This window comes from Nonomuraea sp. bgisy101 (genome assembly GCF_057708945.1).
The window spans coordinates 60,530-77,408 of record NZ_JBYITD010000008.1 but is presented as its reverse complement, the minus strand read 5'-3'; the positions used below and the strand labels follow the sequence as shown (position 1 = coordinate 77,408).

16 protein-coding genes are annotated in these 16,879 nt (G+C 71.1%); 11 read left to right on the top strand and 5 right to left on the bottom strand.

What is annotated here, in order from left to right:
- Positions 1–143: 143 nt before the first annotated feature.
- Positions 144–2,264: an SF1B family DNA helicase RecD2 gene (gene recD2, locus AC3EO4_RS16870; protein ID WP_431896444.1), complete on the bottom strand. Its 2,121-nt coding sequence runs from the start codon at positions 2,262–2,264 to the stop codon at positions 144–146.
- 30 nt (positions 2,265–2,294) lie between these two features.
- Positions 2,295–2,642, bottom strand: a complete 348-nt coding sequence (locus AC3EO4_RS16865) for a nucleotide pyrophosphohydrolase (RefSeq protein ID WP_379576456.1) — start codon at positions 2,640–2,642, stop codon at positions 2,295–2,297.
- 114 nt (positions 2,643–2,756) lie between these two features.
- Here AC3EO4_RS16865 and chvE point away from each other — a divergent pair, with 114 nt between their 5' ends.
- The 7 genes from chvE to araA all read left to right on the top strand — a co-directional run bounded on the left by chvE (position 2,757) and on the right by araA (position 11,483).
- Positions 2,757–3,878, top strand: a complete 1,122-nt coding sequence (gene chvE, locus AC3EO4_RS16860; protein ID WP_431896442.1) for a multiple monosaccharide ABC transporter substrate-binding protein — start codon at positions 2,757–2,759, stop codon at positions 3,876–3,878.
- Between the two features lie 11 nt (positions 3,879–3,889).
- The gene (mmsA, locus tag AC3EO4_RS16855; RefSeq protein ID WP_431896441.1) at positions 3,890–5,383 is read left to right on the top strand and encodes a multiple monosaccharide ABC transporter ATP-binding protein; all 1,494 of its coding nucleotides are present in this window, start codon (positions 3,890–3,892) and stop codon (positions 5,381–5,383) included.
- The gene (gene mmsB / locus AC3EO4_RS16850) at positions 5,380–6,597 is read left to right on the top strand and encodes a multiple monosaccharide ABC transporter permease (protein ID WP_379576451.1); all 1,218 of its coding nucleotides are present in this window, start codon (positions 5,380–5,382) and stop codon (positions 6,595–6,597) included. Before mmsA ends, mmsB begins: the two co-directional genes overlap by 4 nt.
- A 69-nt stretch (positions 6,598–6,666) precedes the next feature.
- On the top strand, positions 6,667–7,653 hold the full coding sequence (locus tag AC3EO4_RS16845; RefSeq protein WP_431896666.1) for a LacI family DNA-binding transcriptional regulator: 987 nt from the start codon (positions 6,667–6,669) through the stop codon (positions 7,651–7,653).
- Positions 7,654–7,681: 28 nt separating this feature from the next.
- Positions 7,682–9,385, top strand: a complete 1,704-nt coding sequence (araB, locus tag AC3EO4_RS16840; protein ID WP_431896439.1) for a ribulokinase — start codon at positions 7,682–7,684, stop codon at positions 9,383–9,385.
- Positions 9,382–10,029 (top strand): L-ribulose-5-phosphate 4-epimerase, encoded by a 648-nt coding sequence (locus AC3EO4_RS16835; RefSeq protein ID WP_431896438.1) that lies wholly within the window; start codon positions 9,382–9,384, stop codon positions 10,027–10,029. The genes araB and AC3EO4_RS16835 overlap by 4 nt, the downstream gene beginning before the upstream one ends.
- Complete coding sequence (gene araA / locus AC3EO4_RS16830; RefSeq protein WP_379576446.1) at positions 10,026–11,483, top strand: L-arabinose isomerase; 1,458 nt, start codon at positions 10,026–10,028, stop codon at positions 11,481–11,483. Before AC3EO4_RS16835 ends, araA begins: the two co-directional genes overlap by 4 nt.
- A 149-nt stretch (positions 11,484–11,632) precedes the next feature.
- On the opposite strand, the gene AC3EO4_RS16825 is transcribed toward araA, so the two are convergent.
- Entirely contained in the window at positions 11,633–11,848 is a 216-nt protein-coding gene (locus tag AC3EO4_RS16825; RefSeq protein WP_379576444.1) for a tautomerase family protein, read from the bottom strand.
- A gap of 282 nt (positions 11,849–12,130) precedes the next feature.
- Between AC3EO4_RS16825 and AC3EO4_RS16820 the strand changes: the two genes are divergently transcribed.
- Complete coding sequence (locus AC3EO4_RS16820) at positions 12,131–12,988, top strand: aminotransferase class III-fold pyridoxal phosphate-dependent enzyme (RefSeq protein WP_431896437.1); 858 nt, start codon at positions 12,131–12,133, stop codon at positions 12,986–12,988.
- Positions 12,989–13,060: 72 nt separating this feature from the next.
- Positions 13,061–13,963 (top strand): hypothetical protein, encoded by a 903-nt coding sequence (locus AC3EO4_RS16815; RefSeq protein ID WP_379576440.1) that lies wholly within the window; start codon positions 13,061–13,063, stop codon positions 13,961–13,963.
- Here AC3EO4_RS16815 and AC3EO4_RS16810 read toward each other — a convergent pair.
- Entirely contained in the window at positions 13,960–14,364 is a 405-nt protein-coding gene (locus AC3EO4_RS16810) for a hypothetical protein (RefSeq protein ID WP_379576438.1), read from the bottom strand. The two genes, AC3EO4_RS16815 and AC3EO4_RS16810, sit on opposite strands and share 4 nt — an antisense overlap.
- Positions 14,365–14,468: 104 nt before the next feature.
- Between AC3EO4_RS16810 and AC3EO4_RS16805 the strand changes: the two genes are divergently transcribed.
- Positions 14,469–15,128, top strand: coding sequence for a hypothetical protein (locus AC3EO4_RS16805; protein WP_431896435.1), 660 nt, complete (start codon positions 14,469–14,471; stop codon positions 15,126–15,128).
- Here AC3EO4_RS16805 and AC3EO4_RS16800 read toward each other — a convergent pair.
- Positions 15,118–15,528: a DUF4259 domain-containing protein gene (locus AC3EO4_RS16800; RefSeq protein WP_379576434.1), complete on the bottom strand. Its 411-nt coding sequence runs from the start codon at positions 15,526–15,528 to the stop codon at positions 15,118–15,120. The two genes, AC3EO4_RS16805 and AC3EO4_RS16800, sit on opposite strands and share 11 nt — an antisense overlap.
- Positions 15,529–15,581: 53 nt before the next feature.
- Between AC3EO4_RS16800 and AC3EO4_RS16795 the strand changes: the two genes are divergently transcribed.
- Positions 15,582–16,814 carry an amidohydrolase family protein gene (locus AC3EO4_RS16795; RefSeq protein WP_431896433.1) on the top strand — a complete coding sequence of 411 codons (1,233 nt, stop codon included), beginning with the start codon at positions 15,582–15,584 and terminating at the stop codon, positions 16,812–16,814.
- Positions 16,815–16,879: the final 65 nt, after the last annotated feature.

Genomic DNA, 16,879 nt, shown 5'->3' with positions numbered 1-16,879 from the left:
GGACATCGGCGCGAGACGACGGCCCGGCGGGCCCGCGTTCACGGGGCGAGCTCAGTCCCGCGGGTGACCGCCGTCGCGGGTTGCTCAGCCCCCGCGGGTGGCGGCCGTCACGGGGTTGCTCAACGCCCGGCGGCAGGCCGCCGTCACGAGGTGAGCATCAGGGCGAGGCGGCGCGTCAGGCCGGTGTTGCGGCGCAGGCCGAGCCGGTGGACGGCGAGCTCGAGCGCCTCCCGCTGCCCGACCAGCACGACCCAGGCCTTGGCCCTGGTGACCAGCGTGTAGAGCAGCCGCCGGCGCAGCATCACACCGCCCGCCTCCACCACCAGCGGCGCGACCACGAACGGGTACTCGCTGCCCTGCGAGCGGTGCACGCTGATCGCGTAGGCGTGGGTGAGGTCGTCGAGCTCGTCGAACCGGTAGGGCACCACGTCGCCCTCGTCGATGCGCACCTCCACGACGCGCTCGTCCATGTCGAGCGCGACGACCGTGCCCGTCTCGCCGTTGAAGACGCCCTTGTCGTAGTTGTTGCGGATGGGCATCACCCGGTCGCCGACCCGGTAGACCGACGCGCCCGACCAGTGTTCGGGCGTGCCGTCACGGGCGGGGTTGAGCCGCTCCTGGATGAGCCGCCCGATCTCCGCCGTGCCGGCGTCGCCCTTGCGCATGGGGCAGAGCACCTGCACCTGGTCGGGCCTGACGCCCTGCTTGGCGGGGATCGCCTCGGTCGCCAGGTGCACGACCCGCGCCGCCACCGCCGAAGGGTCGTCGAGCTCCTCGAACCAGAACCCGCCCCCGCCGGGCGTGTACGGCACCGCCCCCGCCCTGATCTGGTGGGCGGCCTGGACGATGCCGCTGCCCTCGGCCTGCCGGAAGACGTGCGTCAGCCGCATCCTGGGGATCGTCTCGACCCGTAGCAGGTCGGACAGCACGCTGCCCGGCCCGATGCTCGGCAGCTGGTCGCTGTCGCCCACCAGCAGCAGGTGGCTTCCCGCCGGGATCGCGGAGCACAGCCGCGTGGCCAGGTGGAGGTCGAGCATGGAGGCCTCGTCGACCACGATGAGGTCGGCCTGCGCGGGCGTCTGGTCGAAGAGCTTGTCGGGATCGGGCTGGACGGCCAGCATCCTGTGCACAGTCGTCGCCGGCAGCCCCGTCAGCTCCGTCAGCCGCTTGGCCGCCTTGCCGGTCGGCGCGCACAGGGTGACGGCGCCGCCCATCGCGCGCACGGTCGAGGCGATCACCTTCACCGTGTGGCTCTTGCCGCAGCCCGGGCCGCCGGTGAGGACCGAGACCGTGCTGGTCAGCGCCATGGTCACGGCGGCCAGCTGATCCTCGTGCAGGCCTGGGTCGTCGCTGAAGGCGCGCAGCGGCAGCGTCGAGCGGGCGCCGAACAGCCTGGCCAGCTCCGCGGCCAGCTTGAGCTCGCGGCTGTGGTGTTCCTTGGAGTAGACGACCAGGTCGTCGTCGGTCTCCTCGACGACGACGCGGCGCTCGGCCAGCAGCGCGTCGACCATCCGGCTGACGAGCTCCTCCTCCAGCTCCAGCCGCTCGGCGGTGCGGGCGATCAGCGCGGGAAGCGGCAGGAAGCAGTGGCCGTCGCGGGCGGCCGCCGCCTCCAGCCTGTCGACGATGGCCGCCTTGATCCGCTGCGGGCTGCGCTCGGGGACGCCCGAACGCAACGCGATCCTGTCGGCCGTGGCGAACGCGATGCCCCTGACGCGGCCGATGAGCTGGTAGGGGTCGGAGGCGAGGATCTCGGCCGAGGCCTGGCCGTACACCTGGAAGATCTTGGCTGCCAGCAGCGGGCTGACCCCGAATCCCTGCAGCACCACCATGAGCGCGGCGACGGCCTTCTGCTCCTTCCACGCCTCGACGATCTGCGCCTGGCGGGCGGGGCCGATGTTGATCACCTCGACGAGCCGCTCGGGCGCGGTGTCGATCACGGTGAGCGTGGACTCGCCGAAGTGGCCGACGATCGCCTGGGCCAGGCGCGAGCCGATGCCGCGGATCAGCCCTGAGCCGAGGTAGAGCTGGATGGCGTGGACCGTCGAGGGGACGACGCGTTCGCACGCGGTGACCGCGAAGCGCTTGCCGTAGGTGGCGTGCTCCTCCCAGCCGCCCTCCAGGCGCAGCGTCTCGCCGGGCTGCGCGCCCGCCAGCGCCCTGCCCGAGGCGACGAAGCCGGCGGCCCCGCTCTCGCTGCTCATGCGGGCGACGGTGTACGCGTCCTCCCTGACGTACACGAGCTGCTCGACGGATGCCTCCACGCACAGGATCCAACCACGCGCCGCCGACATTCAGCGGAGCGGCGGCGCCTTGCGGGCCGAGCCCCGGTAGAGCTCGGGGTCGTAGCGGCGTTCGCTCTCGTCCAGCTTGTCGTTCGCCGCCCGCACCAGGTCCACGCCGAGCACGTCGGCGAGCCGTACCAGGTAGCCCGTCACGTCTCCGAGCTCGGCCCGCACCCGCGCCATCGCCTCGTCGTCCAGTCGCTCGGCGTCGGCGAGCCACTGGAACTCCGCCACGAGTTCGCCGACCTCGCCCGCCAGCGCCATCGCGAGGTTCTTCGGGGTGTGGAACCGCTCCCAGTCACGCGCTTGCGCGAACCCGCGCAGCCGTACCGCCAGCTCCTCCAACGGGGACGTCATGGCTGGTGACACTACCCCTGTGTTACCGGCAGATTTCATCGCGACCGTTGACAGGCGATTATGTTAACGATAACAATCGGCGCAATCCACCACTTTCCTGAGGGAGCCACCACCATGAGGATGGGACGAATCTGGGGCGTGGTCTCCGCGCTCGCCCTGGCCGCGACGATGACGGCCTGCGGCTCCAGCCAGAAGACCGTCGACGCGCAGGCCTCCCCCACCGGCGGCGCGGCCGCCGGCGCCGGAGCGCTGATCGGCGTCACCATGCCGACCAAGTCGTCCGAGCGCTGGATCCACGACGGCGACAACGTCAAGTCCCAGCTGGAGAAGCTCGGCTACCAGGTCGACCTCCAGTACGCGGAGAACGACATCCCCACCCAGGCCAACCAGATCGAGAACCAGATCACCAAGGGCGCCAAGCTCCTGATCGTCGCCTCGATCGACGGCACCGCGATCACCTCGCAGCTCCAGCAGGCCGCCGACAACAAGATCCCGGTCATCGCCTACGACCGGCTGATCCGCAACAGCCCGAACGTCGACTACTACGCCACCTTCGACAACTTCAAGGTCGGCGTGCAGCAGGCCACCTCCCTCCTGGCCGGGCTGGGCGTCGACAAGGGTGAGAAGGGGCCGTTCAACGTCGAGCTGTTCGGCGGCTCGCCCGACGACAACAACGCCACCTTCTTCTGGAACGGCGCCATGTCCGTGCTGCAGCCGCAGATCGACAGCGGGACGCTGAAGGTCAAGAGCGGACAGACCGACTTCAAGACCGCGGCCATCCTGCGCTGGGACCCGGCCACCGCGCAGAAGCGGATGGAGGACATCCTCACCAAGACCTACAGCGGCGGCGAGAAGGTGGACGGCGTGCTGTCGCCGTACGACGGGCTCTCGATCGGCATCCTGTCGGCGCTCAAGAGCAACGGCTACGGCACCGGCGGCCAGCCGTACCCGATCGTGACCGGGCAGGACGCCGAGCTGGCCTCCGTGAAGTCGATCGTCGCGGGCGAGCAGTACTCCACGATCTTCAAGGACACCCGCAAGCTGGCCGAGACCACGGTGAAGATGGCCGACGCGGTGCTCAAGGGCGGCAAGCCCGAGGTGAACAACACCAAGGACTACGACAACGGCACCAAGGTCGTCCCGTCGTACCTGCTCGACCCGGTGATCGTCGACAAGGCCAACTACGAGCAGATCATCATCGGCGGCAACTACTACACGGCGGACCAGCTCAAGTGAGCATCCTGACGATGAGCGGGATCAGCAAGAGCTTCCCGGGCGTCAAGGCGCTGCACGAGGTCGACCTCACCGTGCGGCGGGGCGAGATCCACGCGATCTGCGGCGAGAACGGCGCGGGCAAGTCCACGCTGATGAAGGTGCTGTCAGGGGTCTACCCGCACGGCGACTACGAAGGCTCGATCGAGTTCGACGGCGAGCTGTGCGCGTTCAAGGGCATCCGCGACAGCGAGCGGGCCGGGATCGTCATCATCCACCAGGAGCTGGCGCTCAGCCCGCAGCTGTCGATCGCCGAGAACATCTTCCTGGGCAACGAGCGCGCCCGGCGCGGCCTGATCGACTGGAACCGCACCAACTTCGAGGCCGGCGAGCTGATGAAGCGGGTGGGCCTGGCCGACAACCCGGTCACGCCGGTGTCGGACCTCGGGGTGGGCAAGCAGCAGCTGGTCGAGATCGCCAAGGCGTTGTCGAAGCAGGTGAAGCTGCTCATCCTGGACGAGCCGACCGCCGCGCTCAACGACGACGACTCCGCTCATCTGCTGGACCTGCTGCGCGGGCTGCGGGACGAGGGCATCACGTGCGTGATCATCTCGCACAAGCTGAACGAGGTGATCGCGATCGCGGACACCGTCACGATCCTGCGGGACGGCCGGACGATCGAGACGCTGGCCGCCGCGGGGGTCACCGAGGACCGGATCATCGCCGGGATGGTGGGCAGGGCGCTGGACAACCGGTTCCCCCCGCACGAGCCGGCCATCGGGGAGGAGGTGCTGCGGATCGAGGACTGGACGGTGCACAGCCCGAGCCAGCCCGGCCGCAAGGTGGTCGACGGAGCGAGCCTGTCCCTGCGGCGCGGCGAGATCGTCGGGCTGGCCGGGTTGATGGGCGCGGGCCGTACCGAGCTGGCGATGAGCGTGTTCGGACGCGCCTACGGCGTCGACATCTCGGGCCGGATCGTCAAGGACGGCCGGCCGATCGAGATCCGCGACGTCCGTGACGCGATCAGGCACGGCCTGGCCTACGCCACCGAGGACCGCAAGCGTTACGGCCTCAACCTGATCGACGACATCAAGCGCAACATCTCCGCCGCCGCGCTGAAGGGGTGGTGGGTCGACGAGCGGCGCGAGTATCTCCTGGCCGAGGAGTTCCACCGCAGCATGAACATCAAGGCGCCCGGCGTCTCCAGCGTGGTGGGCAAGCTCAGCGGCGGCAACCAGCAGAAGGTCGTGCTGTCGAAGTGGATCCTGACCGGGCCTGACGTGCTGATCCTGGACGAGCCGACCAGGGGCATCGACGTGGGCGCCAAGTACGAGATCTACACGATCATCAACCGGCTGGCCGACGAGGGCAAGGCGGTGCTGGTGATCTCGTCGGAGCTTCCGGAGCTGCTGGGCCTGTGCGACCGCATCTACACCCTCTCCGAGGGCCGCGTCACAGGGGAGCTGCCCCGGGGCGAGGCCACCCAGGAGAGCCTCATGCATCTGATGACCAAGGGAAACCCACGATGACCATGACGCAGGCCCGGCCGCAGACCGAGCAGAAGCCTGCCGGGCTGAAGCTCAACGTGCGCGCCGGCGGCATCTACGTGGCCTTCGCGCTGATCGTCGCGCTGTTCTCGGTGCTGACCGACGGGGCGCTGCTCACCCCGCAGAACATCTCGAACATCATCGTCCAGAACTCCTACGTGCTGATCCTGGCCATCGGCATGATCCTGATCATCATCGCCGGGCACATCGACCTGTCGGTGGGCTCGGTGGTGGCGGTCACCGGCGCCCTGTCGGCGGTGCTCATGGTGAACATGGGCATGCCGTGGCCGCTCGCGCTGCTGGTCACGATCGCGGCCGGCGGCCTGATCGGCGCCTGGCAGGGCTACTGGATCGCCTACTTCGGCATCCCCGCCTTCATCGTGACTCTCGCGGGGATGCTGCTGTTCCGCGCGCTGACCCTGACCGTGCTCGGCAACCAGGGCATCGGCCCGTTCCCCGACGCGGTCCGCACCCTGGCCAACGGCTTCACCGACGGCTACCTGGGCAACATCGGTCTTGGCCCGCTCGGCGGCGCCGACCTGTTCAGCCTGATCGTCGCTCTGCTGGCGGTCGGCGGCATGGCCGCCGCCCAGTGGCGCACCCGCACCGCCCGCGCAGGCTACGGCCAGGCGATCGAGCCGCTGCCGCTGTTCGTGGCCAAGCTGGCCGCGGCCGCCGCGCTCATCCTCTTCCTGGTGGTGCAGCTGGCCAGGTTCAAGAACCTGCCCTGGGTGCTGGTACTGCTCGCGCTGCTGGTGCTCGGCTACTCGGTGATGGCCAACCGCACCGTCTTCGGCCGCCGCATCTACGCCATCGGCGGCAACCTGCAGGCCGCGGTCCTGTCCGGTGTCAAGGTCAAGCAGGTCGTCTTCTGGATCTTCGTCAACATGGGCGTGCTGTCGGCGATCGCCGGCATCATCTTCGCCGGACGGCTCAACCAGGCGGGCCCGACCGCGGGCAACAGCTTCGAGCTCGACGCCATCGCCGCGGCCTTCATCGGCGGCGCCGCCGTGCAGGGCGGTGTGGGCAAGGTGGCCGGCGCGATCACCGGCGGCCTCATCATGGCGGTGATCAACAACGGGATGTCGCTGATCGGCTCCCCGAGCGAGCGCGTCATGCTCGTCAAGGGCGCCGTGCTGCTGGCGGCGGTCGCCTTCGACGTGTGGACCAAGCGGCGTTCGGGCGCCGCCCGCTGATCCGGCACATTGATCTAGTCTGACATGTCAGCGAAAGGAGTCACCGTGAGCAGGCCTCGCTCCCCCGTGATGTCTGATGTGGCCAAGCTCGCCGGCGTGTCACACCAGACGGTCTCGCGGGTCCTCAACGACCACCCCAACGTCCGCGAGCAGACCCGGGCGCGGGTCCTGCAGGCGATCGACCAGCTGGGCTACCGGCGCAACCTCGTCGCCCGCGCGCTGGTCACCAGCCGCTCGCGCACCCTCGGGGTGGTCAGCTTCGACACCACCCTGTACGGGCCGGCCAGCACGATCTACGGCATCGAGCAGGCGGCCAGGACCGCCGGCTACTTCGTCAGCATCGTCAGCCTGAAGTCGCTGGACGCCTCCAGCGTCGGCGAGGCCATCGACTACCTGGCCGAGCAGGGCGTCGACGGCGTCGTCGTGGTGGCCCCGCAGCGCTCGGCGGCTCGCGCGCTGGACAGCCTGCCCGCGGGCATGCCCGCCGTGGCCGTCGAAGGCGCCCACCGCTCGCCCGTCTCGGCGGTGTGCATCGACCAGGTCGAAGGCGCCAGGCTCGCCACCCGGCACCTGCTCGACCTCGGACACCACACGGTCTGGCACGTCAGCGGCCCGCCGGACTGGCTGGAGGCCGAGGGCAGGCTGGAGGGCTGGCGCGCGGTGCTGCGCGAGGAGGGCCGCCCCGTGCCCGAGCCGCTGCCCGGCGACTGGAGCCCGCGCTCCGGTTACGTCGCGGGCCAGCGGCTGGCCGCGATCGACGGGGTGAGCGCGGTGTTCGCCGCCAACGACCAGATGGCGCTCGGCGTGCTGCGCGCCTTCACCGAGGCCGGGGTCAGGGTGCCGGAGCAGATCAGCATCGTCGGCTTCGACGACATCCCCGAGTCGGAGTTCTTCTCACCGCCTCTGACCACGGTCAGGCAGGACTTCGGCGCCGTCGGCAGGCACAGCATCGAGCTGCTGCTGCGCCAGATCGACGCGTCCGGCCCCGTCGATGTCGAACGCCTGGTCGTGCCGCCGGGGTTCATGATCAGGTCCAGTACGGCCCCCGCCGGCTGAGCCGTCCGTCCTCTTTCACTCGTTTCGCATGGAGCAGTTTGTGAACGCTAACAAGTACGTGGTCGGCGTCGACTTCGGCACGCTGTCGGGGCGCGCCGTCGTCGTGCGGGTCTCCGACGGCGCCGAACTGGGCAGCGCCGTGCACGAGTACGCGCACGGCGTCATCGAGACCGCGCTTCCGGGCACGGACGTGCGTCTCGGCCCCGACTGGGCGCTGCAGTCACCGCAGGACTGGCTCGATGTGCTGCGCGTCGCCGTACCCGAGGCGATCGCCGCCGCCGGGATCCCGCCCGAGCAGGTGATCGGCATCGGGACCGACTTCACCGCCTGCACCGTGCTGCCCACGACCGCCGACGGCACGCCGCTCTGCGTGGAGACGCCGGCGCTGCCGCACGCGTGGCCGAAACTGTGGAAGCACCACGCCGCGCAGTCGCACGCCGACCGGATCAACGCGGTGGCGGCGGCTCGCGGCGAGCCGTGGTTGCGCAGGTACGGCGGGAAGATCTCCTCGGAGTGGGAGTTCGCCAAGGCGCTGCAGGTCCTGGAGGAGGACCCCGGCGTCTACGCCCGTGCGGAGCGCTGGATCGAGGCGGCCGACTGGATCGTGTGGCAGCTGGCAGGAGTGGAGACCCGCAACGTCTGCACCGCCGGATACAAAGGGATATTCCAGGACGGGACCTATCCCTCGGCTGACTACCTCGACGCGCTGAACCCCGACTTCGCCTCCTTCCCCGACAAGCTCGCCACCGCTCCCGTGGCGCCGCTCGGCGGGCTCGCGGGCCGGCTGACCGAACGGGCCGCCGCGTGGACCGGCCTGCCCGAGGGCATCGCCGTCGCGGTCGGCAACGTCGACGCGCACGTCACCGCCGCGGCCGCCGACGCCGTGCGGCCGGGCCAGATGGTCGCCATCATGGGGACCTCCACCTGCCACGTCATGCCCTCCGACCAGCTGGCCGAGGTGCCCGGCATGTGCGGAGTGGTGCGCGACGGGATCGTGCCAGGCCTGTGGGGATACGAGGCGGGGCAGTCGGGAGTCGGCGACATCTTCGCCTGGTTCGTCGACAACGGGGTACCCGCCTCCCACACCTCGCAGGCCGCGGCGAGCGGGCTGTCGACGCACGAGTACCTCACCGAGCTGGCCGCGGCGCAGGCCGTCGGCGAGCACGGCCTGGTGGCGCTCGACTGGCACAACGGCAACAGGTCGATCCTCGTCGACCACCACCTGTCCGGCGTGATCGTCGGGCAGACGCTGGCCACCCGGCCGGAGGACGTCTACCGGGCGCTGATCGAGGCGACCGCCTTCGGCGCGCGGCTGATCGTGGAGACCTTCGAGCGGTCGGGCGTGCCCGTGGAGGAGTTCGTGGTGGCGGGCGGGCTCATGAGGAACCGCTTCCTCATGCAGGTGTACGCCGACGTGCTGCGCCGCCCGCTCTCGCTGATCGGATCCGAGCAGGGACCCGCCCTCGGCTCGGCCATCCACGCCGCGGTGGCCGCCGGGGCCTACGAGGACATCGGCCGGGCCGCGGCCGCGATGGGCAAGCGCACCGTCGCGGCCTACGTCCCCGACGAGAAGAACGCCGCCGCCTACGACCTTCTGTATGCCGAATACCGCAAACTCCATGATCTTTTCGCGGACGGCGCCCTGCTGCACACCCTCCGCCACATCCGCGACCAGGCCATCGCCCCTCAGACCGAGGCCACGGACACCGCCGGAAGGGAGGCGGGGGCATGAGGAAGACCGTGTGCGACCTGCACGCCGAACTGGTCAGGAACAACCTGGTCGCCTGGACCGCGGGCAACGTCTCCGGCCGGATCCCCGGCGAGGACCTGTTCGTCATCAAACCGTCCGGAGTCTCCTACGACGAGCTCACCCCTGAGGCGATGGTCGTCTGCGACCTCGACGGCAACCTGGTCGAGGGCGACCACGCCCCGTCCAGCGACACCGCCGCCCACGCCTACGTCTACCGCCACCTTCCCGAGGTCGGCGGTGTGGTCCACACCCACTCGACGTACGCCTCGGCCTGGGCCTCCCGCAACGAGCCCATCCCGTGCGTGCTGACCGCGATGGCCGACGAGTTCGGCGGCCAGATCCCCGTCGGTCCTTTCGCGCTCATCGGTGACGACTCGATCGGGCAGGGCATCGTCGAGACGCTCAGCGGTGCGCGCTCGCCTGCCGTACTGATGCGGAACCACGGGGTCTTCACCATCGGCAAGGACCCGAAGGCGGCGGTGAAGGCGGCCGTCATGTGCGAGGACGTCGCCCGCACCGTCCACATCGCCCGCCAGCTCGGCGAGCCGCTGCCGATCCCGCAGGCCGACATCGACCGTTTGTACGACCGCTACCAGAACGTCTATGGACAGAGGAGCACCCGTTGAGCATCTGGTTTCTCACCGGCAGTCAGGGCCTGTACGGCGAGGACACGCTGCTGCAGGTGGCCGAGCAGTCAAGGGAGATCGCCGCCCGGTTGCCCGTCGAGGTGGAGTGGAAGCCGGTGCTGACCGACGCCGCCGCCATCCGCCGGGTGATGCTGGAGGCCAACGCCGACGACGACTGCGCGGGGGTGATCGCCTGGATGCACACCTTCTCCCCCGCCAAGATGTGGATCGCCGGGCTGGACGCGCTGCGCAAGCCGCTGCTGCACCTGCACACGCAGGCCAATCGTGACCTGCCGTGGAGCTCCATCGACATGGACTTCATGAACCTCAACCAGGCGGCGCACGGCGACCGCGAGTTCGGGTTCGTGCAGACCAGGCTCGGCGTGCCCCGCAAGACCGTCGCCGGGTACGTCGGCGACCCCGGCGTCGCCGGTCGCGTTCTGGCGTGGTCGCGCGCCGCGGCAGGGCTGCGGGAGCTGCGCACGCTGAAGCTGGCCAGGTTCGGCGACAACATGCGCGACGTGGCGGTCACCGAGGGCGACAAGGTGGAGGCCCAGCTGCGCTTCGGCGTCTCGGTCAACACCTACGGCGTCAACGAGCTCGTCGAGGCCGTCGACGCGGCGTCGGACGCCGACGTCAGCGCGCTGGTCGCCACGTACCAGGACCTGTACAAGATCGCGCCTGTGCTGCTGGGCGAGCGCCACGACTCGCTGCGCTACGCGGCCCGCATCGAGCTGGGACTGCGGTCCTTCCTGGAAGCGGGCGGGTTCAAGGCCTTCACCACCAACTTCGAGGATCTCGGCGGGTTGCGCCAGCTGCCCGGCCTCGCCGTGCAGCGGCTCATGGCCGACGGGTACGGCTTCGGCGGCGAGGGCGACTGGAAGACCTCGGTGCTGCTGCGCACGCTGAAGGCGATGGCGCCGGGCGGGGGCACGTCCTTCATGGAGGACTACACCTACCACCTGGCCCCCGGCCAGGAGCTCATCCTGGGCGCTCACATGCTGGAGGTCTGCCCGTCCATCGCGGAGGGGACCCCGTCATGCGAGATCCATCCGCTGTCGATCGGCGGCAGGGAGGACCCGGTCCGGCTGGTCTTCGACGCCGCGCCCGGTCCCGGCCTGGTGGTGGGGCTGGCGGATCTCGGTGACCGCTTCCGTCTGGTGGCCAACGAGATCGACCTGGTCGCCCCGCTGGAGCCGCTGCCCCGCCTGCCCGTCGCCCGCGCGGTCTGGCGGCCCCGCCCGAGCCTCGCCACGTCGGCCGAGGCCTGGCTGACCGCGGGCGCGCCGCACCACACGGTGCTCTCCACGGCCGTGGGCGCGGAGGAGCTGACCGACCTGGCCGAGATGCTGGAGGTCGAGCTGCTGATGATCGACTCCGACACCACGACCAGGCGGTTCGCGAAGGAGCTGCGCTGGAACCAGGCCTACTACCGCCTCGCCAGGGGCCTCTGACCGTCCCGGCCTTCCCGGGCGGCCGCACCCCACGGAAGGCCGGTTCGTCGCCGGTCTCTCCCCCGGCGGGACGGTGCCCCCGGTTCGCCCCCTCGATCGCCGGCGGTCCCGGCTACCGGATCGCCGGCACCGCATCACCGCTCCGCGCGTCAGCCTCCTGCCAGGGCCTTGACGTCAGCGGTGGTCAGCGTCTTGCCTCCGATGCCCCAGTCACCGCTCTTGACCTCCTCGACGACGACCCATGTCACCGAGCGCATGTTCTCGCCCTCGATGCTGACCATGGCGTCCGTGAGCTTCTCGACCATCTCGGCCTTCTGCGCTTCGGTGAAGACGTCCTCGATGATCTTGACGTTGATGAGTGGCATGTTCTCTCCCCCGTGATTCGTGCCTCTACGGTGCGACACAACCGCGTGGCGGGGCGCCTGACCTTCAGGTGAACGTCAGCCGCTCGGCGACCGTGCCGCAGGGCCCTCGAACAGCGCGCGGACGTCGGGCGGGAGTTCGGCCATGGCGCTCCCCCTTCCACTGATGCGGACACGGCCAGTCTCACACGAGAATGACCGGATGCCACACCGTGGGGCATACGTGGGGCATAGGTGAACGAGGAGGTCATCGCCCTCTTCAGGGGGTTGACGGCCACCTGATGGGTGAGCGGCGGCCACGCGATCGGGCGGCAGTGGCAGGGGGTCAGCCGCGAGGGCAACGTCGGCGCCCCCTACGATGTGACGGCGACCAGCAGGGTGGCCGAGTTCAACGACGTGGAAGGTCTGGAGCGGCAGCTCGCGCACGGCGACGTGGCGGCCGTCCTCATGGAGCCCGCGCTGACGAACATCGGGATCGTGCTCCCCGAGCCCGGCTACCTGGACAAGGTCCGCGAGCTGACCCGCGCCTACGGCACGCTGCTCATCAACGACGAGACCCACACCTTCTCCGCCGGCCCAGGCGGCGCCACCGCGCTGTGGGGTCTGGAGCCCGACATGCTGACCATCGGCAAGGCGATCGGCGGGGGCGTGCCCGCGGGCGCGTACGGCATGTCGGCCGAGCTCGCCGACCGCGTGCTGGCCCGCACCGACCTGGACCTCGTCGACATGGGCGGCGTCGGCGGCACGCTCGCGGGCAACGCCATGTCGATGGCCGCCGTCCGCGCGACGCTCGGCGAGGTGCTCACCGACGAGGCGTTCGCGCACATGACGGCGCTGGCCGAGGTCTTCACCGAGGACGTGCGCGCCGTCATCGCCGACACGGGCCTGCCGTGGAGCGTCCAGCGGCTGGGCGCCCGCGCCGAGTACCGCTTCGCCGCCCCCGCACCGGTCAACGGCACCGCCTCCCGCGCCACCTCGGACGAGGAGCTCGACGACTACCTCCACCTGTACCTGGCCAACCGCGGCATCCTGCTGACGCCCTTCCACAACATGGCGCTCATGTGCCCCGACACCGTCCGCGCCGACGTCGACAGGCACGGCGTGCTGTTCCGCGAGGCGGTGGAGGAGCTCGTGGGCCGGTGATCCCTCTGACGGGGGAGCCGGTTCACCCTCCCAGGTGAGGGCCACGCCGCCGCCGTGCGCGAGCGTGTGAGCATGACGCGATGGATGACGTGGACCCCGTGGGCCGCCCTGGTCGGCGCCGTGGCCTACGGGGCCGTGCAGGCCTACTGGGCGGCAGGCCGCGCGCCCGCCTGGGTGCTCGGCTCCGACGTGATGTTCCCCTCCTGGGTGGTGATCTCCCTGTGCGCCGGCGTCGCGCTCGTGGTCGCGGGACTGCAGGTCAGCAGGGGCCGGCTGCCGCTGGTGCTCGCGGCGTACGCGCTGGGCATGAGCCTGCTGTCGGCCTCGGCGATGCTCCTGCTCGACGTCGTCGGCGGCATCCTGCCCGGCCTGGGCATCCCGCGTGACCCCGCCGCCTTCCTCAGCAGGGCGAGCTGCGCGGCCGTCGGCCTGCTCGCGGGGGCCACGGCCCTGGCGTGGCAGCGCCGCCGTACGGCGGACTGCCTGCGGTGCGTCGGCGTCCCTCGTCTCGACGCGACCCCCCGCTGGGGCCACATCGCGGCCTACGCGGCGGTGGCGGGCTGCCTGACCAGGATCGTCGCGCAGCTGACCATGGGTGTCAGCGTCCCCTACGCCACCAGCCCCTCGCTGCTGGTCTTCGAGTTCGGCTTCCTGCTCGCGGGCGTCCTGCTGCCGCTCGCGCTGGTGCACGGCTGGGGCAGGGTCTGGCCCCGGTGGGTGCTGCCGCTGGCGGGGCGCAGGGTGCCGCGCTGGCTGGTCGTCGGCCCCGGCTTCGGGATCGCGGGCGCGATGCTGGCCTACTTCGGCACCGGCGTCGGGCAGATGGTGGGCGAGACCATCGACGGCACCCTTGAGGAGCCCGCGTTCATGTGGGTGGCCGTCCCTGCCTACGTCGTCTGGGGCCTCGGCCTCGCCGTCGCCTCGTTCTCCTACTACCGGATCACCCGCCCGCCCTGCACGGCGTGCGGCCGCTAGCCTCCCTGGGTGTAGACGGTCTTCCAGCTGGAGCACCGCCCGGTCGCCTTGGCGGCGGTGCCTCTGCACACCCTGACCCTGACCTGCAGCGCACTGCCGACGTCCTTGCGGAAGGCTCTCGCGCCAGGGACGCAATTGGCGGACCGGGCCGTGCGCCAACGGCCGTTCTCGCTGCTCATCGCCCTGATCTGCACCCACGAGCAGCCCGCGCCCCTGGTGTCGACGAGCCTGCCGGACACGACGAAGCCCGACTGGCCGACGGCCACCGTGCCCCTGGCCTCGGCGTGGCCGTCGGTGGAGTGGACCGGCCCCCACTTCCAGACGGTGGGATCGGCGCCGGCGGGGGTGGCACCGGCGAGGACGATGACGGCGGCGGCGGTCACGCCGAGGAATGTGTTCACGAGGTCAAGATCTACCCGCGCCCGCTTGTGTCCGGCTTGGAACTCCGTTGCACCCGCAGGAAACCCGCGTGCGCCCGGCCGGCCGGCTCTCGTAAGCTGCGCGGGTGCTCAGCGACGCTCTCCTCGACCTGCTGTGGCCCTCGATCACCCATCGTGAGGCGACGGCGGAGCTGGTGCTGGCGGGCTGGACCCCGTGCGGCGTCGGCGACTGGGCGACGGGGCTGCGCTCCCCCGACGGGCTGTGGGTCGCCAGGGTGTGCCCGTTCGACCCGGCCTACGCCGCCTTCCTCGATCTGTGCCGCCGCAGGCCCGACAACCCCTACCTGCCACGCGTCGCCTTCGACACGCCGCTGGACGGCGGCGGCACCCTGGCCGTGCTGGAGTTCCTCGCCCCGCTCGAACCCGCGCGGGCCGAGCAGGTCGCCCGCCAGTGGCGAGAGGGGGCCGCCGACCCGGCGCTCGACGAGGTACGGCAGGCCGCCGCGGCCGTCGACACCGAGTATCGAGCGCGGATGCCCTGGTGGGACGGCATCGACCTGAACACCGGCAACGTGCGGCTGGCCCTCGACGGGCGCGTCGCGGTCATCGACGTGTTCTGCATGGACGGCGCCTCGCTGTACGCCCAGATCCTCAAGGACGCCGGCGTCGTCCGCGAGAGGCTGCCCGACAGCCGCCACATCCTGGACATCCCGTACATCGCCCGAGAGAGCACGCCCGAAGAGATCCGAGCCCTCCACGACGCCTGGACGGCGACTACCGGGTGAGGGCGTCCCTGATGGGCGCGAACGCCGCCGCCGCTCGGCCGTCCGCGTCGGCCTCCTCCCACAGCTCCCGCCATTCCGAGTCGTCTCCCGCGACCCGATCCAGCGCGCGAACCGCCAGCGCCACCACGTCGTCGGGCACCTCGACCCCGCCGCCCGCCCTGAGGAACTCCGGCGCGTAGGCCGACGTGATCGGCGGCCCGCCCCGCTGCGCGGCGACGATCGCCGCCGCCGCGATCGCCTCGCAGGCGAGGTCGCTGTCGAGGTAGCCCTGCTCGTCGACGACGGTGGCCAACGCCCGCCTGATCAGCACCGGCCGCTGCGAAGCGTCGGCGTCCTGCAGGTCACCACACCAGTCGGCGGCCGTGTCGTTGTCGAACGGCCCCACATCCCACGCACCCATGAGGACGTTGTAGCGAACCCCACCGACAATCCTGGGGCCGTAGGGTCGGCAGTGTGGATCTGCTCATCCGCGACGCGACCCTGCGAGGCCGGCCGGGCACCTGGATGCTCGCCGCCGCCGACGGCGTCCTGACCGCGGTGGCCCCGGAGGACCGCGACGCGGCCGGTGCCGCGACCCTGGTGATCGACGCGGGCGGGCGGCTGGTCACCGAGCCGTTCGTCGACGCCCATCTGCACCTGTGCAAGGTGCACACGCTCGATCTGGCCGGCCCTCGGGCGCTCGAGGCCTACACCGAGGGCACGATGGGCGCGGCCATGGACGCGATCGAGACCGCCGCCGCCGTCAAACGCGACCAGAGCGCCGCGGCCGTCCTGGAGCGCGCCAGGCGGGCGCTGACGGAGTCGGTACGGCACGGCGTCCGTGCCGTCCAGGCGTTCGCCGACGTGGACCCGGACGCCGGGCTCACCGGGGTGGAGGCGCTGCTGGCGCTGAGGGAGGAGTTCCGCGACCGGGTCGAGGTGCGCGTCGTCGCCTTCCCCCAGGACGGGCTGCTGCGCCGTCCAGGCACCGAGGAACTGGTCGCCGAGGCGATCCGGCTGGGCGCCGACGTCGTGGGCGGCATCCCGTGGATCGAGTACACCGACGCCGACGCCGCCGAGCACGTGCGCCGGATGGTCGAGCTCGCCCGCCGTACGGGCAGGCGGGTGGCCATGCTGGTCGACGACGCCGGCGACCCCGGCCTGCGCACCACCGAGATGCTCGCCTCCGCGCTGCTGGCCTCGGGCGTGCGCGGCAGCGCGCAGCACGCCCGTGCGATGGCGCTCTACCCCGAGCCCTACCTGCGCAGGCTCATCGAGCTGTGCCGCGCCGCGGGCCTGGGGTTCGTCAGCGACCCGCACACGGGGCCGCTGCACCTGCCGGTCTTCACCCTCGCCGGCGCGGGGCTGCCGCTGGCTCTGGGGCAGGACGACATCGAGGACGCCTACTACCCTTTCGGCCGGCACAACCTGCTGGAGGTCGCGTTCCTGGCCGCGCACCTGCTGGACGCCCGCGCCGACGCCGATCTCGACCGGCTGTACGACATGGTGACGGTGGACGCCGCCCGCGTGCTGGGCCGCCGCGATCACCGCCTCGTTCCAGGGGCGCCCGCCGATCTGGTGGTCCTGGAGGGGCGGACGGTCAGGGAGTGCCTCACGCTGCACGCCCCGCCGCGGCACGTCGTCGTCGGCGGGCGGGTGGTCGCGAGCACGAGCACGAGCACGGAGTTCGCCCCGCCGCGCCGTTGACAGCCATACCAACCAAGCGCATGCTTCGTTCGGGCGCCGGGCGCGAGGTGCCGGTCAAAGGTCAG

What these genes read in the sequence shown, in the direction of transcription:
- AC3EO4_RS16865 (WP_379576456.1), bottom strand. Translation starts at nt 2,642, where the DNA reads ATGACGTCCCCGTTGGAGGAGCTGGCGGTACGGCTGCGCGGGTTCGCG.
- chvE (WP_431896442.1), top strand. Translation starts at nt 2,757, where the DNA reads ATGAGGATGGGACGAATCTGGGGCGTGGTCTCCGCGCTCGCCCTGGCC.
- mmsA (WP_431896441.1), top strand. Translation starts at nt 3,890, where the DNA reads ATGAGCGGGATCAGCAAGAGCTTCCCGGGCGTCAAGGCGCTGCACGAG.
- mmsB (WP_379576451.1), top strand. Translation starts at nt 5,380, where the DNA reads ATGACCATGACGCAGGCCCGGCCGCAGACCGAGCAGAAGCCTGCCGGG.
- AC3EO4_RS16845 (WP_431896666.1), top strand. Translation starts at nt 6,667, where the DNA reads ATGTCTGATGTGGCCAAGCTCGCCGGCGTGTCACACCAGACGGTCTCG.
- araB (WP_431896439.1), top strand. Translation starts at nt 7,682, where the DNA reads ATGGAGCAGTTTGTGAACGCTAACAAGTACGTGGTCGGCGTCGACTTC.
- AC3EO4_RS16835 (WP_431896438.1), top strand. Translation starts at nt 9,382, where the DNA reads ATGAGGAAGACCGTGTGCGACCTGCACGCCGAACTGGTCAGGAACAAC.
- AC3EO4_RS16825 (WP_379576444.1), bottom strand. Translation starts at nt 11,848, where the DNA reads ATGCCACTCATCAACGTCAAGATCATCGAGGACGTCTTCACCGAAGCG.
- AC3EO4_RS16815 (WP_379576440.1), top strand. Translation starts at nt 13,061, where the DNA reads ATGACGCGATGGATGACGTGGACCCCGTGGGCCGCCCTGGTCGGCGCC.
- AC3EO4_RS16800 (WP_379576434.1), bottom strand. Translation starts at nt 15,528, where the DNA reads ATGGGTGCGTGGGATGTGGGGCCGTTCGACAACGACACGGCCGCCGAC.